The 18,869-nt window shown below is 69.6% G+C and carries 16 protein-coding genes and 1 tRNA gene; 10 read left to right on the forward strand and 7 right to left on the reverse strand.

What is annotated here, in order from left to right:
• The first annotated feature begins 207 nt into the window (after positions 1 to 207).
• Positions 208 to 2,799 carry an ATP-dependent chaperone ClpB gene (clpB, locus tag J2S35_RS06405; RefSeq protein WP_309851144.1) on the forward strand — a complete coding sequence of 864 codons (2,592 nt, stop codon included), beginning with the start codon at positions 208 to 210 and terminating at the stop codon, positions 2,797 to 2,799.
• A gap of 190 nt (positions 2,800 to 2,989) precedes the next feature.
• Entirely contained in the window at positions 2,990 to 3,214 is a 225-nt protein-coding gene (locus J2S35_RS06410; RefSeq protein ID WP_309851147.1) for a DUF3073 family protein, read from the forward strand.
• 204 nt (positions 3,215 to 3,418) lie between these two features.
• On the opposite strand, the gene purM is transcribed toward J2S35_RS06410, so the two are convergent.
• The 5 genes from purM to J2S35_RS06435 are packed head-to-tail and all read right to left on the reverse strand — an operon-like array spanning position 3,419 to position 7,914.
• Positions 3,419 to 4,537, reverse strand: coding sequence for a phosphoribosylformylglycinamidine cyclo-ligase (purM, locus tag J2S35_RS06415; protein ID WP_309851150.1), 1,119 nt, complete (start codon positions 4,535 to 4,537; stop codon positions 3,419 to 3,421).
• Positions 4,530 to 6,110, reverse strand: a complete 1,581-nt coding sequence (gene purF, locus J2S35_RS06420) for an amidophosphoribosyltransferase (protein ID WP_309851152.1) — start codon at positions 6,108 to 6,110, stop codon at positions 4,530 to 4,532. The genes purM and purF overlap by 8 nt, the downstream gene beginning before the upstream one ends.
• Before the next feature lie 12 nt (positions 6,111 to 6,122).
• A complete protein-coding gene (locus tag J2S35_RS06425) occupies positions 6,123 to 6,509 on the reverse strand; it encodes a hypothetical protein (protein ID WP_309851155.1) in 387 nt (128 codons plus the stop codon).
• A 29-nt stretch (positions 6,510 to 6,538) separates the two neighbouring features.
• Positions 6,539 to 6,901 carry a sterol carrier family protein gene (locus J2S35_RS06430; protein WP_309851158.1) on the reverse strand — a complete coding sequence of 121 codons (363 nt, stop codon included), beginning with the start codon at positions 6,899 to 6,901 and terminating at the stop codon, positions 6,539 to 6,541.
• Between the two features lie 8 nt (positions 6,902 to 6,909).
• Positions 6,910 to 7,914, reverse strand: a complete 1,005-nt coding sequence (locus J2S35_RS06435; protein ID WP_309851160.1) for an asparaginase — start codon at positions 7,912 to 7,914, stop codon at positions 6,910 to 6,912.
• A gap of 209 nt (positions 7,915 to 8,123) precedes the next feature.
• Between J2S35_RS06435 and J2S35_RS06440 the strand changes: the two genes are divergently transcribed.
• The 6 genes from J2S35_RS06440 (at position 8,124) to J2S35_RS06465 (ending at position 14,707) form a co-directional block, all read left to right on the forward strand.
• On the forward strand, positions 8,124 to 9,338 hold the full coding sequence (locus tag J2S35_RS06440) for an AAA family ATPase (protein WP_309851166.1): 1,215 nt from the start codon (positions 8,124 to 8,126) through the stop codon (positions 9,336 to 9,338).
• Between the two features lie 149 nt (positions 9,339 to 9,487).
• On the forward strand, positions 9,488 to 10,024 hold the full coding sequence (locus tag J2S35_RS06445; RefSeq protein ID WP_309851169.1) for a hypothetical protein: 537 nt from the start codon (positions 9,488 to 9,490) through the stop codon (positions 10,022 to 10,024).
• A gap of 46 nt (positions 10,025 to 10,070) precedes the next feature.
• Positions 10,071 to 11,441, forward strand: a complete 1,371-nt coding sequence (gene purD / locus J2S35_RS06450; protein ID WP_309851171.1) for a phosphoribosylamine--glycine ligase — start codon at positions 10,071 to 10,073, stop codon at positions 11,439 to 11,441.
• Positions 11,438 to 12,379, forward strand: a complete 942-nt coding sequence (locus J2S35_RS06455) for a phosphoribosylaminoimidazolesuccinocarboxamide synthase (RefSeq protein ID WP_309851174.1) — start codon at positions 11,438 to 11,440, stop codon at positions 12,377 to 12,379. Before purD ends, J2S35_RS06455 begins: the two co-directional genes overlap by 4 nt.
• 208 nt (positions 12,380 to 12,587) lie before the next feature.
• Positions 12,588 to 13,949: a 6-pyruvoyl tetrahydrobiopterin synthase gene (locus tag J2S35_RS06460; protein WP_309851176.1), complete on the forward strand. Its 1,362-nt coding sequence runs from the start codon at positions 12,588 to 12,590 to the stop codon at positions 13,947 to 13,949.
• 35 nt (positions 13,950 to 13,984) lie between these two features.
• Positions 13,985 to 14,707, forward strand: a complete 723-nt coding sequence (locus J2S35_RS06465; RefSeq protein WP_309851178.1) for a hypothetical protein — start codon at positions 13,985 to 13,987, stop codon at positions 14,705 to 14,707.
• A 77-nt stretch (positions 14,708 to 14,784) separates the two neighbouring features.
• Here J2S35_RS06465 and J2S35_RS06470 read toward each other — a convergent pair whose 3' ends face one another.
• Positions 14,785 to 15,795, reverse strand: coding sequence for a DUF805 domain-containing protein (locus J2S35_RS06470; RefSeq protein ID WP_309851181.1), 1,011 nt, complete (start codon positions 15,793 to 15,795; stop codon positions 14,785 to 14,787).
• 354 nt (positions 15,796 to 16,149) lie between these two features.
• On the opposite strand from J2S35_RS06470, the gene J2S35_RS06475 reads away from it, so the two are divergent.
• Positions 16,150 to 17,148 carry a hypothetical protein gene (locus J2S35_RS06475; protein WP_309851185.1) on the forward strand — a complete coding sequence of 333 codons (999 nt, stop codon included), beginning with the start codon at positions 16,150 to 16,152 and terminating at the stop codon, positions 17,146 to 17,148.
• 12 nt (positions 17,149 to 17,160) lie between these two features.
• On the forward strand, positions 17,161 to 18,549 hold the full coding sequence (locus tag J2S35_RS06480) for a 6-pyruvoyl tetrahydrobiopterin synthase (protein ID WP_309851187.1): 1,389 nt from the start codon (positions 17,161 to 17,163) through the stop codon (positions 18,547 to 18,549).
• A 199-nt stretch (positions 18,550 to 18,748) separates the two neighbouring features.
• On the opposite strand, the gene J2S35_RS06485 is transcribed toward J2S35_RS06480, so the two are convergent.
• A tRNA-Pro gene (locus J2S35_RS06485) sits at positions 18,749 to 18,825 on the reverse strand.
• Between the last annotated feature and the right edge of the window lie 44 nt (positions 18,826 to 18,869).

Consider the following 18,869-nt stretch of genomic DNA (forward strand, 5'->3'; position numbering starts at 1 on the left):
CTAGATATATCGTCTCGTCACACAAGAGGGCCATCCCGCCCAGACTTTCTCCACAGGACCCCTTCCCAAACAAACTTGAGTGGAGTAGACTCATGTTTGAGCAGTCAGGTGGCTGCTCCGAGCCGCAGTGCGGCCGAGTGGCGCAGCGTCGCCGTCGTCGGCAATTCCGGCCCGCCACCCCTCTAGGCCCCTTCGAGGAGGACTGACATGGAGCCCCAACTCACCCGCTCATCCCAGCAGGCTGTCGAAGCCGCAGTCCGCAACGCGGCCACAGCGCACAACGCGGCCATCGAACCCGCGCACCTGCTCAAGGCGCTCATGGACGTCCGCCAGTCCGTGGCGGTGGCCGTTCTGAAAGCCATTCCCGCCGAGCCGGACGCCGTATCCACAGCCGCGAGCAACGCGATTGCCGCCCTGCCCAAGGTCTCCGGCGCGGCCAGCCAGCCGCAGGCCTCCCGTGCGCTCAGCTCAGTCTTCGAGGCTGCCCGCGCTGAGGCCGAGCGCCTCGGGGACACCTACATCTCCACAGAGACGCTGCTCTTCGGCATCGCCTCGGGCACGGACGCCGCCACCCGTGCCCTCACAGACAACCACGCAGACCCGGCCGCCATCGCCGCCGCGGTCGAGACCGTCCGAGGAGGACGCACAGTGACAACGCAAGACCCAGAGGCCACCTTCGAGGCCCTCGCGCAATACGGAACCGACCTCACCGAGATCGCCCGCTCCGGCAAGCTTGACCCGGTCATCGGCCGGGACCAGGAGATCCGCCGCGTCGTGCAGGTCCTCTCCCGCCGAACCAAGAACAACCCCGTCCTCATCGGTGAGCCCGGTGTCGGCAAGACCGCCGTCGTCGAAGGCCTCGCCCAGCGCATGGTCGCCGGAGACGTGCCACAGTCCCTCCAGGGCAAGACCCTCATCAGCCTGGACCTCGGCGCGATGGTCGCCGGCGCCAAGTACCGGGGAGAGTTCGAGGAGCGGCTCAAGGCTGTCCTCGAGGAGATCAAGGCCTCGGACGGTCAGATCGTCACATTCATCGACGAGATCCACACCGTCGTGGGCGCAGGCGCCTCCGGGGACTCCGCCATGGATGCAGGCAACATGCTCAAGCCCATGCTGGCCCGCGGTGAGCTCCGGCTCATCGGCGCCACCACCCTCGACGAGTACCGCGAGAACATCGAGAAGGACCCCGCCCTGGAGCGGCGCTTCCAGCAGGTGTACGTCGGCGAGCCCAGCGTGGAGGACACCATCGGCATCCTCCGCGGCCTCAAGGAGCGCTACGAGGCGCACCACAAGGTGCAGATCTCGGACGGCGCCCTCGTGGCCGCCGCCGCGCTCTCCGACCGCTACATCTCCGGGCGCCAGCTCCCGGACAAGGCGATCGACCTCGTCGACGAGGCCGCAAGTCGCCTTCGCATGGAGATCGACTCGGCCCCCGAGGAGATCGAGCTGCTCCGGCGCGCCGTCGACCGCCTCCTCATGGAGGAGCTCGCGCTCTCAGGCGAGCACGACGACGCCTCGCGGGAGCGCCTCGCCGCCCTGCGCCGGGACCTCGCCGACAAGCGGGAGGAGCTCGACGCGCTCAACGCCCGGTGGGAGGCCGAACGAGAGGGCCTCAACGCCGTCGGTGACCTCAAGGTCCGGCTTGACGAACTCCGCGTTGCCGCCGAGCGCGCCCAGCGAGAAGGGGACCTCGCCGCCGCGTCGAAGCTGCTCTACGGCGACATCCCCGCAGCTGAGGCCGAGCTCCGCCGCGCCGAGGCCGAGGAAGGCCCCGCCAAGGAGGACCTCATGGTCGCGGAGGAGGTCGGGGCTGACGACATCGCCGAGGTCATCTCCGCGTGGACAGGCATCCCCGCCGGACGCATGCTCCAGGGCGAGTCCGAGAAGCTGCTGCACATGGAAGACGAGCTCGGGCGGCGCCTCATTGGGCAGCGCAACGCCGTCGCCTCCGTCTCCGACGCGGTGCGCCGCGCCCGGGCCGGAATCTCCGACCCGGACCGCCCCACCGGCTCCTTCCTGTTCCTGGGCCCGACGGGCGTGGGCAAGACGGAGCTCGCCAAGTCCCTCGCGGACTTCCTCTTCGACGACGAGCGGGCCATGATTCGCATCGACATGAGCGAGTACTCGGAGAAGCACTCCGTGTCCCGCCTTGTCGGCGCCCCTCCGGGATACGTCGGCTACGAGTCGGGCGGCCAGCTCACCGAGGCTGTCCGTCGCCGGCCCTACTCGGTGGTGCTCCTCGATGAGGTGGAGAAGGCGCACCCGGAAGTCTTCGACATCCTCCTTCAGGTGCTCGACGACGGCCGGCTCACCGACGGCCAGGGGCGAACGGTGGACTTCCGCAACGTGATCCTCGTGCTCACGAGCAACCTCGGCTCGCAGTTCCTCGTGGATCCCAGCCTGGACGAGGCCGCCCGGAAGGACGCCGTCATGAGCGTGGTCCAGTCCGCGTTCAAGCCGGAGTTCCTCAACCGGCTCGACGACGTCATCATGTTCGACCCGCTGTCGATCGACGACCTCGGCCGCATCGTTGAACTGCACGTCGCCTCGATGCAGAAGCGACTCGCGGACCGGCGACTCACCCTGGACGTCACCGAGCCCGCCCGCGAGTGGCTCGCCGTCAACGGGTACGACCCGGCCTACGGTGCACGGCCCCTGCGCCGCCTCGTGCAGCGTGAGATCGGCGACCGCCTGGCGCGGGAGATCCTCTCCGGCGCTGTGACGGACGGGGACAGGGTCATCGTGACGACGGACCCCGCGGACCCCACGTCGGGGCTCAGCCTGACGCGCGCCGAGTGACTCTGCGGGCTGCCATGTGGGGCGAGCGGGCCGCCGCTTGCCCCACATGCTGGCCGCAGGGCGCCCGAAACGTGCCAGATGGTGGGTGAATCTGTATCCTTAGAGGACGAAGAATCATTGATCAGACACCTCCGGGACCTCGCCTTAGTGTGACCACTCCCGGATCAACGTATGCGAAGGGGGTCACGCCATGGGGCGCGGCCGTCAGAAGGCAAAGGCAACTCGCCAAGCTCGAGAGATGAAGTACTACAGCCCGGCAACGGACTTGTCTGCCTTGCAGAACGAGCTCGCCGGGTCCGCTAGGTCGTCCGCTCACAGCTCGTCCTTCGAGTCGGAGGACCAGGGGTACTCCGAGTATGTGGACACATACGTTGACGGGTATGACGAAGACGCCGAGGAAACCGCGGGACGCTAGTCGCCCCGTGCACGGCGCTTGAACATCAAGGCGCGGCCCCCTAGGGATGCATTTCCCTGGGGGCCGCGCCTTTTGCCGTACGCTCTCTGGCCGACGAGCCTCGTTCGCCCCCTGAACTGGCGTTTGCCATAGACATTGCAGGTGGCAAACGCCAGTTCAGGGGGTGCGGCCAATCTGGGGGGGCCAAAGGCCAGCCGGGTGCAGTTAGGCGAAGCGGCCCTGCATGAGGACGGCCCCGCCGTCGACGCCCTTGGCGCCCTGGACGTAGTCGGCACCGGCGGACTGGGCCGTCTCGGCGGGGACGTCAGCGGTGATCTCGCCCATGCGCCATGCGGGAACCCCGCGCTCGGCCAGGAGAGCGAGCGCGGCGGCCTCCGACGCGGCTGGCACCACGGCCACCATGCCGACGCCGAGGTTGAGCGTCCGCTCAAGGTCCGCGAGCGGCACGCCGCCCTGCTCCTGGACCCACGTGAAGACGGGCGGGAGCGCCCAGGTGGTGCGGTCCACCACGGCGGTGAGGCCCTTCGGCAGGACGCGCGCGAGATTGGCTGCGAGGCCGCCGCCCGTCACATGGGAGAGCGCGTGCACGGCGTCAGCGCCAGCGAGGGCGAGGCAGTCAGCCGTGTAGATGCGCGTGGGGATAAGCAGCTCTTCGCCGAGGGTCGAGGAGAACTCGTCCACACGGTCCGTCAGGGCAAGCCCGGAGTGCTCCACAACCTTGCGCACGAGCGAGTAGCCGTTCGAGTGCAGGCCCGAGGAAGCCATGCCGATGACGACGTCCCCCGCCTGCACCTTCTCGGGACCGAGGACCCGTGAGGCCTCGACCACGCCCGTTGCCGCGCCCGCCACGTCGTACTCGTCCACGCCGAGGAGGCCCGGGTGCTCGGCGGTCTCGCCGCCGACGAGGGGCGTCTCCGCGAGCTTGCAGCCCTCAGCGATGCCGCGGACGATGTCCGCAATGCGCTCCGGAATCACGCGGCCGCAGGCGATGTAGTCCGTCATGAGGAGAGGCTTGGCACCGACGACCGCGATGTCGTCGACCACCATGCCGACGAGGTCCTGGCCGATCGTGTCGTGCTTGTCGAGCGCCTGCGCAATGGCGACCTTAGTGCCGACGCCGTCCGTGCTCGTCGCGAGCAGAGGGCGCGAGTAGGAGAGGAGCTCGGAGGCGTCGATCATCCCCGCGAAGCCGCCCACCCCGCCGAACACGTTGGGCGTGTGCGTGGCCTTGACGGCGCTCTTCATGAGCTCGACGGCCAGGTCACCGGCCTCGACGTCGACGCCTGCGCCGGCGTACGTGATGGCATTCTGGTTCTCAGTCATGGGAGCCTCTCGTGGGGGCGTTGCCAGAGGCCGCGAGGGGCTCCGACTCGGATGGGGACAGGACGACATCGAACTCTGCATCCGGGCCCGGGTCGCAGCCGCCCTCGGGGGCTGAGGGGGCCTCGAGGAGGTTCTTGCCGCGGCGAGAGTCGTCCGGCAGGGCGATCGGGTACTCGCCAGTGAAGCAGGCCGTGCAGAGCGTCTTCCGCGGCTGCTGCGTGGCTCCGATCATGCCGTCCTCGCTGATGTACGCGAGCGAGTCCGCGGCGACACTCTTGCGAATCTCCTCAATGGTGGCGCCGGAGGCGATGAGCTCGGCCCGCGACGCGAAGTCAATGCCGTAGAAGCAGGGCCACGTCACCGGCGGGGAGGAGATCTTCACGTGCACCTCGGACGCGCCGGCCTCCCGGAGCATCCGGACAATGGCGCGCTGCGTGTTCCCGCGGACAATCGAGTCATCGACGACGACGACCCGCTTGCCGCGAATCACCGACTCGAGAGCGTTGAGCTTGAGCTTGATGCCCAGCTGGCGGAGCGTCTGCGAGGGCTGGATGAACGTCCGCCCCACGTAGGCGTTCTTGACGAAGCCGTGGGCGAACGGGATGCCGGACTCCTCCGCGTAGCCCACGGCGGCCGGGGTCCCGGACTCGGGGACGGGGATGACGATGTCCGCCTCGTGCGAGTTCTCGCGGGCGAGCTGGCGGCCCATCTCCACTCGGGACTCGTAGACGGACCGGCCGTTGATGGCGGCGTCCGGGCGGGCCAGGTAGACGTACTCGAAGACGCAGTGGGCCGGCGTTGCCGTGGCGAACGTGCGGCTGCGGAGGCCGTTCGAGTCGATGGCCAGGAGCTCGCCCGGCTCCACCTCCCGGATGAAGCTCGCGCCGACGGTGGCGAGGGCCGACTGCTCCGAGGCGACGACCCAGCCGCGCTCCAGGCGGCCGAGCACGAGCGGGCGCACGCCGTGCGGGTCCCGCGCGGCGTAGAGCGTGTTCTCGTCCATGAACACGAAGCAGAAGGCGCCCTCCACATCCGGGAGCAGCTTCATGGCCGCATCTTCAAGGGACTCGGAGGCGTGGCCGAGGAGGGTCGTGACGAGGGCGGTGTCCGTGGTGTTGCCCTTGGCGATCTCGCCCCGGTCCGGGATGCCCGTGGTCTCGCGGATGCGGTCGAGGAGATCCGCGGAGTTGGTCAGGTTGCCGTTGTGCGCGAGGGCGACGGTGCCGTGCGGCGTGGCGCCCAGAGTGGGCTGCGCGTTGGCCCAGTGCGAGGACCCCGTGGTGGAGTACCGGCAGTGGCCGATCGCAATGTGGCCCGGCAGGGAGTTGAGCGTGGTCTCGTCGAACACCTGCGAGACAAGGCCCATGTCCTTGTAGACGGCGATCCGGGAGCCGTCGCTCGTCGCGATTCCCGCCGACTCCTGACCACGGTGCTGCAGCGCGTACAGGCCGTAGTACGTCAGCTTGGCGACCTCTTCTCCAGGGGCCCAGACACCGAAGACGCCGCACTCGTCGCGCGGCGCTTGGTCCTCGGGAAGCAGATCGTGGTTCAGCATTCCGTCTCCGTGTGGCATGGGTTCATCATCTCACGAGGCGGGGGTGTGCGGCTCGCGCGGCTGAGGCGCCTCGGCTGCGGGCTCGGCGGGGTTGACGTCGGCGCCAGCCGCGTCGTCGTCCGCCTCCTCCGAGTCCTCCACAGGACGCAGGCGCACGGCCTCCGTGCGCGTCCGGCTCACACGGTCAATGACGAGCCCCGCGATCCCTCCGAGCCCCGCGCCCACCATGGCGAAGAGCATGGCGAGATACCCGAAGGCGGACACCCGCGTGTACTCCTCGCTCCCCGGCGCCACCACGGCGCACACAAGGGCGACGACGATGCCGAGCACCGCCCCCAGGACGACAAACGCGAGGATGCGGGGCGCCGTGCGGCGGGTGGCGTCGAGAGCAAAGGGCTGGGTCTGTTCCGTGGGCATATCGTCCAGTCTAGAAGAGGGGGCTCGCGTCAGAAGAGAGGGAGGAACGAGGAGAGGTCCGCACGGGTCCCGGAGACGGAGACACGCCCGGCCGCGAGGGCCTCGTCCCAGCCCAGGTCCCCCGAGGCGAGGCGCAAGAACGTCTGGGCGTCCGTCTCCACGACATTGGGCGGCGTGCCCCGGGTATGACGAAGGCCCTCGACGAGCTGGCCCACGCCGAACGGCGGGATGCGCACCTCAACGGAGCCGCCCGGGTGGGCGATCGAGAGCTCCTCCAGGAGGTACCGGACGGCCGTGGCCAGGACGGGGCGGGGTGCGGCGTCCGGGTTCGCCGCCCACTCGGTCAGGGCGGCGCGGCCTGATGCGGGGTCGATACGGCGCTTGGGGGGCACGGCGGCCCCTACGCGAGGAGGTCGGCGACGGGCTCGGCGAGGCGCAGCGAGCCAACGGGCTTGTCCCCGCCCATGATGGGGCGGAGCACCTGGCTCAGCACGCCTCCGGCCTGCTCGTGGGTGATGGCACCCACCGAGGCGAGGAGGCTGAGGCCCACGAGGGTCGTGGCCCGCGAGGAGCCGTCCAGCATCTTGAGCGCCACCGAGGTGCCGTCCGGGGCGGCGAGGACCAGCAGGCCCTCTGCGCCCAGCTTGGCGAGGACCTCGAGATCCTCCATGACGAGCGTGTTCGGCAGGCCGTGACCGTGAACCGCCCACGGGTAGTCCAGCATGGCCGTGGCCACCGTCATGGCCCGCGCGTTCTTGGACAGGTCCAGGCGGCTCTGCGCCAGGGTGCTGAAGGCCGTGGCGAGGCCCCGCAGCGAGACCGCCGGGACCGGGGCGCCGCAGCCGTCCACCGACCACGTCGAGGGGGTCTCCTGCGTGTACTCCGCGATGACGCGGGCCACGCGCTGCTGGACCGGGTGGGACGGGTCAAGGTAGGTCTCCGTGTCCCAGCCGTTCTCCGTGCACGCCCACAGGAACGCGGCGTGCTTGCCGGAGCAGTTGAAGGCGAGGCGGGTGCGGCCCAGGCCGGAGCGGATGGCCTCGTCCCGCGTGGCCTCGTCCTCTGGGTAGTCCACCGGGCAGCGCAGGTCCTCAGGGCTCAGGCCCGCCTGGGCGAGCATCCCGCGCACCACGTCCTGGTGCTCCTGGGAGCCGCAGTGGCTCGCGGCCGCCAGCGCCACCTGCGGGCCGCGCAACGGCACGTGCAGCTCCATGGCGGCGATGGCCTGGAACGGCTTGACCGTGGACCGGGCGTAGACCGGCGCCGTGACATTGCCGAGCTGCACGAGGGTCTCCCCGTTGGGGTCCAGGACCACCGCCGAGCCCACGTGGCGGGACTCGATGAAGTCCCCGCGGACGTAATGGGCGAGTTCAACGGCTTCGGACGCGCGGAAGGTCTCAGGCATGGGATCCATTATCCCGCAGGGTGGCCGTGAGATGACACCGGCTCCGGGGCCCGGGCGCCGTTTTGCGGCTCTCAGCGGCAGGCTCCCCGCTCCGAGCCGCAGGCGTGCAGTTTCCGGCGCGGGGAGCCTGCGGGAAGGGCTCAGCCCGTGCGGGGCGGCAGCGTTGTCATCTCTTCTCATGCGGCGAAGACGCGGAATACGATATCCGCATGCGCCCCTTGATGAAGGTCTCCCTGGCCAACTTCCGCTCCTTCAAGGACTCGACTGTGACCCTGGGCAAGCTCAACGTCCTCGTTGGGCCGAACGAGGCGGGCAAGTCCAACTTCCTGGATGCCATCGAGTTTCTAGGCGACTCCGCGCGGGACAACTTGTCCCGAGCGCTGGAGAAGCGCGGCGGCATTGAGCGTGTTCGCTTCCGAGGTGAGGCTGAGGGGCCGGTGAAGATCGGGGTCACCGCCAACGTGACAGCTCACGCGAGCGAGAATGCGCCGGACGAGTACGTGCTGACGTTCGACGCCCTCGACTCTTCGGCCGGGGGAGGACTCATGCGCACCGAGTCCCTCGTTTTCAAACGGACGAAAGGCCGGGGCCGACGAATCACTGTCGAGGGGACCCGAGGGCAGTTCATCGACGGCGCTGGCGACGTCCAGGGCCCGTCCTTTCAGCCGCCCATGGACTTCGCGCTCCGGGAGGACTCTCTGGCCCTGTCAACTCTTCAGAATCTGCCCGACGACGAGGGCGGTGCGGAGGTCATCAAGCTGGCGGAGGCGTTCTCCACATTCAGGGTGTTCAACATCGACGTCAGGGCAGCGGTTCAGTCATCCTCGATCTCCGCGGGGGAGACGGGGCACGTGTCCCTCAAGGCGGACGCGTCCAACCTGGCGGCCGTTGTCATGCACATCTTGGCGGATGAGGATCTCGCTGGAGACTTCATTGCTGATGCTCGCGAGATGATCCCCGGGCTGGACGACATCAGGGTTGCGGAGCGCGGTGGCGCGGGTTTGTCTGCCGTCATTGAGCTTGAAGAGCGGGGCCTGGCAACGCCGACGCAGCTGGCCGACGCCTCCTTTGGCACGGTTCGCATCCTCGCGCTGCTGGCGCTGCTCTACGACCAGGACCCGCCGCTCATCACGTGCATCGAGGAGATCGACCACGGCCTTCACCCGTACGTCTTCGACCGCCTTGTGGAGCTGCTCCGTCTCGCGTCACAGCGGACGCAGCTGTTCGTTGTGACCCATTCGCCCGCCCTCGTCAACCGCCTGACGCCCGAGGAGCTCATCGTCGTCGAGCGAGACCCCGAGGGGTGGACGCGGATGCCTGCCATCGAGACCGGCGCCCTTGTGGACATGATCGAGGCGACCGATGGCGAGCTGGGGCTCGGAGAGCTGTGGTTCTCGGGCTCGCTTGGGGGCGTGCCGCGATGAGCCGCAAGAACCGGGGTCACGGGGCCTCTGGGCCAGAGCGGATTCTCGCTCTCGGGGAGGACGTCAACGACGCGCGTGTTATTCGGTCCCTCCTGGGCGCCATGCACCCGGGGCTCGAAAAGAGAGTCGAGGCCCGTCAAGTTCCGGTCGTGCTCGTCAAGAACTCCAGCCCTGCGAATTTCCCCTCTCGTGCCGGAAAGATCGCGGCCCTCATCCGTGCAGAGAACGCAAGGCGGCCTGTGAGGGCGACCTTCCTCCACGAGGACTGCGACGAGGTGGAACCTGCCCACGAAAGGGTTGCCAAGACCATCGAGGAGAGCTCCCTCGCGAAGAGCCACCATATCCACGCCGTTACCCCCGCCTGGGAAATGGAATCCTGGGTGTTCCTCTGGCCAGAGGCTGTGACGGCCTACCGGCCCTCGTGGAAGCTCTCGAACTCCTATCGCAGCCGCTCCACCGGGATGATCGCCAACGCTAAGGAAACCCTGACACGGGATCTTGACAGCAATTCGCCGGGTCGCGGGACCCCGAAATATCGGGAGTCAGATCTCCCCGGGATCATGGAGAAGGTCCGCACCGAGGGGTTGATTGACCAGCGGCGCGCTCAGAGCAGGAGCTTTGACGCCTTCCGGGATGCCGCCGCGTGCCCGACGTGTGATCTGCGGACCCTGGCCGAGTCCCCGTAACGGTCCGCAGGGTGGCCCCTGCCCCGATCCCAACTAGGCTGAACACGTGAAGATCTTGGTGATTGGCCCAGGCGGCCGTGAGCATGCCCTTGTCCGTGCGCTTCTGCGGGATCCTCTCGTCACGGAGGTCCACGCGGCCCCCGGCAATGCCGGGATTGCGCGGGATGTCCCGTGTCACCCCGTCAAGGCGGAGGACCCCGCGGCCGTGACGGCCCTCGCGGCGGAGCTCGGCGCGGACCTTGTCGTCGTCGGCCCCGAGGCCCCGCTCGCCGCTGGCGTGGCGGATGCGCTGCGGGACGCGGGAGTCCTGGTCTACGGCCCGGGCCGCGAGGCCGCGGAGCTTGAGGCCTCGAAGGCGTTCGCGAAGCAGATCATGGCCGCGGGCGAGGTGCCCACGGCCATGGCGAAGATCGCGTCCACCCCGGAGGAGGCCCGCGAGGCCCTCGAGGCGTTCGGGGCGCCGCACGTGGTCAAGGACGACGGCCTCGCGGCGGGCAAGGGCGTCGTCGTCACGGACAGCATCGAGGAGGCCCAGGCCCACGCGGAGGCGTGCATCGCAGCCGGCGGGCGCGTCCTCATTGAGGAGTTCCTCGACGGCCCCGAGGTCTCCCTCTTCGCGGTCTGCGACGGCGAGCGGGCCGTGGCCCTCGAGCCCGCACAGGACTTCAAGCGCATCTTCGACGGGGACGCCGGCCCCAACACTGGCGGCATGGGCGCATACACCCCGCTGCCATGGGCCCCGGAGGGCCTCGTCGAGGAGATCATGGACCGGGTTGTCGCCCCCACCCTCCGGGTGATGCGAGAGCGCGGCACCCCGTTCATCGGCACCCTGTTCTGCGGCCTCGCGCTCACCTCGCGCGGCCTGCGCGTCATCGAGTTCAACGTGCGCTTCGGCGACCCGGAGACGCAGGCCGTCCTGGCGCGCCTCGAGACGCCGCTGGGCCAGCTCCTCTCCCGGGCCGCGGCGGGCGATCTCGCCGAGTCCGAGCGCCTCGAGTGGGCGCCCGGCTACGCCGTGGACGTGGTCATGGCCGCCGAGAACTACCCCGACACCCCGCGCAAGGGCGACGTCATCACGGGGATCGAGGACGCCGAGGCGCTTGAGGGCGTCAGCGTCCTCCACGCCGGCACGGCGCTCGCGGGCCAGGACGTCGTGGCGGCGGGCGGGCGCGTGCTCGCCGTCGTCGGCCGGGGGGACACCCTCCAGGAGGCGCGGGACCGCGCGTACGCCGGAGTGAAGGCCATCCGCTGGGAGGGCGCGCAGAACCGCGCGGACATTGCGGGCGCGGCGCTCGCCGGCACCATTCGCGTCACCGGGCCTGTGGGCCGGCGCGCGGAAGCGGGCGACGACGCAGGCCGCGGGGCGCAGATCCCCGCCGGCCACGACGACAACCAGGCGAAGGAGGCAGGGCTGTGAGCGAGTTCGGAGCAGGACTGACAGTTGAGGCGCAGGAGCTGCCGGGCTGGCGCCACGCGTATTCGGGCAAGGTCCGGGACCTCTACGTCCCGGAGGATGCGGAGGTGACGGACCGGGTGCTCGTCGTGGCCTCGGACCGCATCTCGGCGTTTGACCACGTCCTCGTCAGCGAGATCCCGGACAAGGGCGCCGTCCTGACGGCCCTGAGCCTGTGGTGGTTCGAGCAGCTCGCTGAGGGGGATCGCCCCGTGGCCAACCACGTCATCTCCACGGACGTGCCTGACGCCGTGGCGGGCCGGGCCATGGTGTGCCGCCGCCTGGACATGCTGCCGATCGAGTGCATCGCACGCGGCTACCTCACGGGCTCGGGCCTGGCGGAGTACCGCGAGTCCGGCACGGTGACGGGGCTTCCGCTGCCGGAGGGCCTCGTGGACGGGTCCCGGCTCCAGCCGGCGATCTACACGCCGAGCGCCAAGGCCGCCGTGGGGGACCACGACGAGAACATCACGTTCGAGGAGACCGTGGCTCGCGTGGGCCAGGAGCGCGCCGAGCAGCTGCGCGAGCTGACCCTGTCCGTCTACGAGCGGGCGGAGGCCGTCGCGCGAGAGCGGGGCATCATTCTTGCCGACACCAAGGTGGAGTTCGGCGTCGCCCCGGACGGCTCAGGGGAGATCATTCTCGGCGACGAGGTCCTCACCCCCGACTCCTCGCGCTTCTGGGACGCCGAGGCGTACGAGCCGGGCCGCGCGCAGCCGAGCTTCGACAAGCAGTTCGTCCGCGACTGGCTGACGAGCCCGGCCTCCGGGTGGGACAAAAACTCGGGTGAGGAGCCGCCGCGGCTGCCCGAGGATGTCGTGGAGAAGACGCGGGCGCGCTACATCGAGGCCTACGAGCGTCTCACCGGCCGCACCTTCACCCCGGGTGCCTCTGCCGCATAGATTCAAGGTTTACATGGCGGCCTGGCCGCCACAGAGAACGCGCCTCGCGCGCCCCGAGCGGGCGACGGGGCGCGTTCTCCGTGAGGGGCCCGGGTGTGGCGCGGGCCGTTGTGTGACATCCGCGCGTCACATGACTCTGTTGTGCGGCAAAAGGTAGAACATCTGCGTATTCTGAGAGTGCATCACAAGTGTTATGCAAGGAGGTGTGATGTCTCAGATTCGCTACAACGCCACCGCCAACCCCCACCTTGGGGGCTCCGGCGTGGCCACCATGCACGGAGACGCCCAGGGCTCGGACGCCACCCCGCTCGCGGGGCCGGGGGCCAAGCGGTGGAAGGTCACCAAGACCAAGCTCGGGGGAGCCTGCCCCACGATCCTCGCCGGCTCGGACGGGTTCATCCAGGTGCTCTGCACGCAGGTCTTCGCCGACGGCAAGTTCCTGACCCCCAAGCTCTCCATCCTCGACGCGCGGGGCCGGGAGCTCTCATCCCTCAACCTGCCCAAGGGCGCCCTGCTGGGCGGCGTGTACGCGTACCTCGACAACGAGGACCGGATGGTTCTCGTCGACGGCTCGAACACCCTCGTCCGGCTCGCCCACACGCGCAACGGGCGGAGCATTTTCGTCCAGCAGCGCGTGGACGTCTCCTCGGTCATCGACCGTGGGGACGGGGTCGTGGGGCTCGTCCCGGACTGGGCTGGCAACGTGTGGCTGGCCACCCGCCAAGGGCGCGTCGTCGTCGTCGAGAAGGACGGGCGCTCGATGCGCCGGATCATCCTCGGCGGCGGGCTCGAGCGCGTGGACAACTCCATTGCCGCCTGCCCGTCCGGCGTCAGCGTCGTCACCTCGCACGCCATCTACCAGCTGACGCTCGGTGCCGACGGCATGCCCACCGTGGCGTGGCGGCAGGCCTATGACCGCGGCTCGGCGCGCAAGCCCGGCAAGCTCTCGTGGGGATCGGGCGCCTCGCCCACGTTCTTCGGGCCCAACGGCTCGGACTATGTCATGCTCACGGACAACGCGGACTCCCAGGAGAACGTCATCGTCTACCGGACGGCGGACGGCAGCGAGGTGGGCCGCGCCGGCCTCTTCGCGCGCGGGGCATCGGGCACGGAGAACTCGATGATCGGCATCGGCAACACGGTGATCGGCGCCAACACCTACGGCTACCCGTACCCGGCCCTTCCCGAGGGCGCCGGGCCCTCCAAGCCCGCCCGCGCCCGCTTCAGCCCCGGCCTCGAGCGGTGGGATGTCACCCCGAAGGGCCTGCGGAACGTCTGGAAGCGCACCGACGTCTACTCCTCGGCCGTGCCCCGGTACTCGGCGGCTGACGGCATCATCTACACCTGCGAGCGCAAGCCGGGCCCGGCTGGCGTGGCCAACGGGGCGTACATCAGCGCCGTGGCCATCGACATGGCCACGGGGCGCACCCTTCACTCCCAGAAGCTCGGGGACCACGTGAGCATCCTCCTCGGCGGCGGGGACACGCTGCAGATGGTCGGCACGATCGACTCCCGCGGCGTCTGGTGGCAGGGCAGCATCTGCGGCGTCTACCGGATTGAGCGCGCGTAGCGCCGAGCCCAACGGGACAGAAAGGAACTCTTGACATGACGATCACACGACGCACAGTCCTCACCGGCGCCGCGCTGGCCATCCCGGCGGTCCTCTGGGCCTCCAGCGCCACGGCTGAGGTGCTCGGCGGGGACTCCGCAGGGGCGGGCCTCGGCCAGGCCGGCCTCGGCCAGGCAGGCCTCGGCCAGGCCGGCCTCGGCGCCCAGGGCTCCACGGGGGCCTCGGGGACGACGACGGCGGCTGGCGCTGGGGCGCCCACCGCCGGGTCGGCGGCCCAGGCCCCAGGGGGTGCTGTCTCGCCGCTCCGGGCCCTGCTCGGCGACGAGGGCGCGGCCCCGTTCAGGCTCTCGTTCGAGGGTCTCGTGGAGGCAGAGGCCGGCGGCGGGCGGACGATCCTGGCCCCGTCGGCGCTCCTGGTCACGGCCGCAGGCAGGGCGATCCCGGCCGGCACGGAGATCACCGTGGGGCACCGTGCCCTCGACGACACGGGCCTGGTCGACTCCGAAGGGGGTCTCGTGGTCCGCAAGGCCGTCGTCGGCGGCGAGGCGCTGGCGGTGGCGCGCGCGGGCAGGCGGAGCACAGTGACGCTGTCCGCCGCCGTTGCCGCAGGAGGCAGCGCGAGGATTGAGCTCGAGTGGGCCCTGGGCTCACGCCCGCAGGCAGGTGACGTGGCTTTCGTGGCGAGCTCCCTGGCGCAGACCGCAGACGGCGGCGCCGTCGTGACCGCCGCCCCCGAGGCAGTGGGGCGGATTCGCTGACGGGCTGACCCAGCGGGACAACGCCGAAGGCCCCTCGCATCCGGGTGGATGCGAGGGGCCTTCGTGCGGGGTGCGGCCTACGGGGTGTGGGGATCCGTCGGGTTGGGGTTGACCGAGTACTGGCGCTGGGCGGCGTCGTACTCAGGGTTTCCCGGCACCCAATTGCCGGTGTAGGCCGCAGGGAGCCTTTTCGAGGGGTCGTCGAATCGGGCGCCCTGCGGCTTGGAGGGAAGGATGGTCCACACGAGCTGGACGATGTAGACCGCAAAAAGGAGCATCGCGAGGATCATGATGATCCCGATGCTCGCCCCGAGACTCGTGACGATCTCGGAGTCGCTCATCGTCTCGATGTCCCCGGCGCGGAGGATCAGGAGAACGATCGGGATGACCACGGCGAGGCTCAGGACCATCTGAAGCACGTAGAAGGCCAGGTACCACCAGCCGGAGCGGTTGATGTCATGGAAGCGCCGAACGGCCAGCGGAATCAGGGACAGGCCGACGAGGAACGTCAGCAGCTGGCCGAGCCCGGAGGCGGCGCTCGTCTGGATGCTGTTGGCCTGCGCCGGGGCGGCGCCGCCATTGACGGCGAGGTCCACGAGGGAGGTCAGCATGCTGACGACGAAGTTCAGGATCACCGTTGCCAGCATGACCCACCAGTACTCGGAGCGGGTGGCGCGGCCGTTGAAGACGAGAAGGTTCTTCCACCAGAGGCGGATGGCCTCGCCGAACGAGACCGAGGGGCGCATCCAGCCCGGCCGGTACGCGGCGTGGGGGCGCTGCATCGGCTGGGGAGCAGCGTCCTGGGGAGCGGAGCCCTGGGGCTGCGAGGGGAGGCCGGCCGGGCCGTAGCTAGCCTGCGCAGCGGGGCCCTGGTGCTGATGCCCCGAGGCGCCGCCGTACTGCGTGCCCGGCTGTGCAGAGGCATCAGTGCCGTAGGCGTGGCTGCCCTGTGCGCTCGAGGACTGGGCGTCTCCGGCGCCGTCCTTCTTCAGATAGCCGTACGGGTCGAAGCCGGGGAGGTGCTCGTTGTGGAACTCCTCGTCCCGGCGGGGCGCGCCCGCTCCGTTGGGCTGGTCAGCAGAGGGCATCGTTGGTCCTTTCGCGGCGCCTCCGGGCGAGGGATCCCGCGTCAGCGCCTCCAGCGGCATGTCGAGTGTGTGCTGTGTCCCAGTCTCTCAAACTTGGCGGAGATGTGTGTTGTTCCACCGCCTGCATGCCCTCCGCCCCGAGTGGGTGCGCGCTGGGGGAGGGGTGGATCGGGCCGGAGTGCTGAGGTAGAATTAGTGTTATCAATAACGCGCATGATCCCCGGCTGTGCCGGTCTTCGTCCCACGGGCCAGGGCGGTGGATCTGGACGCGCGTGGGGCCCAGAGCGGAGGACAACTGTGGGCTCAACCAGCGACCAGCATCTATCAACCCCCTCAGACTCACACCAGGGCGCCGTGGCGCCTGCGGACGGGCCCAGCCGGCGCCGCATTGTCGCGGCGGGCGCGTGGGCCGTCCCCGTTGTGGCCGCCGCATCGGCCGTCCCGGCATCGGCCGCATCCCAGCGCGTCTGCTCCAAGGACGAGATCACGGGGCCGCGCCCCGAGGCAGTGGAGAAGCCCACGGCGGCCGACGCCCCGGACACGCGGCCCATCAAGCCTGCGACCTGCCACCACGCCAACGTCAGCGGCGAGTGTGAAGGCTTCCGCGCCGCCGCCCACGCCTGGGATCAGGGACAGCGCAACGGAGGCAGCTATGCCGAGCGCCTCCGCCGCTACGAGGAGTACCTCCGCGCGGACGCGGCCTGGCTCAAGGCCAACCCCGGGTGCGGTGGCGTCGTGCCCGAGAAGACTCCGCCGGCCGCAACGTTCGAACGTCGCCTCGTGGCCGGCCCGCTCCGTGGGGCCGCGACCCGCAACATCAACGGGGACTCGCCCTCCGACATCCAGGTCTACACCGTCTTCCCCACGCGGAGGGCGCCCCACGAGCACTGGCACGTCAGCCGCAACAGCCCCCAAGGGGAATTCCTGGACCCTCGGGATGGCGCAGCGGCCGAGTTCCCGCCGAGCTTCGGCGCCGCCGGCGGCGGAAACGTCATCCGGGTCACCGTCGTCGAACGCTCAGGGAGGGTGAAGTACAACCCGAAGGGCACGCGGTTCGACGAGACCCAGGGCTGGCAGCCGCCCCAGCTGTTCGCCTCGGAGCGCGGCCGGGGGTACTCCATCACACGTGCAGGCGAGCCCCTCTCGCACTTCCGCACCGCGTACTACGGCCAGCCTTCCGAGGTTGACGGGCGCCGGGCCTGGACGTGGGAGCTCACCATTCTCCGTCGCATCGCGCGCCCGCAGGAGGCCCCCTGCTTCTCCATTCAGTTCGAGGCCGCGGACCCCGCCCAGGTCCCCGACTACGAGATCACCCTCACGTCCCCCTGGGGCGACGTCCACCACCACGTCTGACAGGAGCCCGCCATGTCATCGCTGAAGTACAACGCTGTTGCCAACCGCTTCCTCGGCACGAATGGCATTGCCACGATGCACGGGGACGCCCAGTCGTCGGACTGCACCCCGTTCCGTGGCCCGGGCCGGGGGCGCTGGTCCGTGAAGTTCGTTCACCTGGGCGGTGCCTGCCCCACCGTGCTCGCGGGCAAGGACGGCTACATCCAGGTCCTGACCACGAAGGTGCTCAACAACAAGCTCGAGGCACTCTCACCGGTTGTGTCCATCCTTCACCCGGACACAGGGCAGGTCCTCTCCGAGATGAACATCGCCAAAGGCGCCCTGCTGGGCGGCGTGTACGCCTACCTGGACGACCAGGACCGCATGGTCCTCATCGACGGAGCCCACAACCTCCTGCGGATCGCCCACGGCCGCGGCGGGAAGTCCCTCAGGGTGGACTCCCGGATCAGCCTCGGATCGTACATTGGGGCGGTTCGCGGAGACCAGGCCGTCAGCCTGGTGCCGGACTGGCAAGGGCGTGTCTGGTTTGCCACGCAGGCCGGGCGGGCGGCCTACGTGGACCCGTCGAGCGGCGTCGTGCGGGGGATTGACCTCAAGGCGCACCGGCCCACGTGCTTCAAGGACACCGAGGTGGAGCGGGTCACCAACTCCATCTCTGCCTGCCCTGACGGCGTCAGCATCGTCACGACCCACGCCGTGTACCTCGTCCGAGCGGCGGCGGATGGGACGCCGGAGGTGGTGTGGATGCACGTCTACGAGCGGGACCGCGCGCGCAAGCCCGGCAAGCTCGCCTGGGGCTCCGGGGCCACGCCGACCTTCTTCGGCCCCACGGGGCATGACTACCTCATGCTCACGGACAACCACTTCGAGCGCGAACACGTCATGGTGTACAGGACCAAGGACGGGGCCCAGGTGGGCGTGGCGCCGATGTTCGCGGTGCGCAACTCCGGGACGGAGAACTCGATGATCGGGATCGGCAACACCGTCATCGGGGCCAACACCTACGGCTACCCGTACCCTCGGTACCCTGACGGGGCCGGAAAGTCCGACCCCGAGAACGCGGAATTCACCGCCGGCATGGAGCGCTGGGACATCACGCCCACGGGCCTGGTCAATCGGTGGACCCGCAATGACGTCTACTCGTGTGCCGTGCCGCGGTACTCCACGACAGACCGGCTCATCTACACGTGTGACCGCTCGCCGAGCTTCCGGATCAACCGCATCCGTGCCGTCGCCATCGACATCGACACGGGACGCACGGTACAGGAGGAGTGGCTGCCGCGCTCCACGATGACCGTGCTCGGCGGCGGCGACACCCTCCAGATGGTCGGCACCATGGACGGCCGCGGCACGTGGTGGCAGGGCACCATCATGGGCGTCTACATGATCAAGTCAAAGTAGGCGCCCACCAGGGCTACCGGGGTCGCGGCCATCGTGTGTGCGTCGTCAGGATCGTCTCTCCAGCCGGGAGCCTGACTGGCGTCCGGGCCCGGCCCCGCGCTGCTCTTGCCCCGTGCCGCTCCGGGCCTCCACCGAGGCCGGGGCGGTTCACGACAAAGGGCCCGCTTCATCATGGTGATGAAGCGGGCCCTTTGTGGACTGGTCGGGGTGACAGGATTTGAACCTGCGGCCTCTTCGTCCCGAACGAAGCGCGCTACCAAGCTGCGCCACACCCCGGTCCGTTGGTTCCACGAGTCAAGCTCTGCGAAACCAACTTGTCT

It is taken from the genome of Falsarthrobacter nasiphocae, from assembly GCF_031456275.1.
GTDB lineage: Bacteria > Actinomycetota > Actinomycetes > Actinomycetales > Micrococcaceae > Falsarthrobacter > Falsarthrobacter nasiphocae.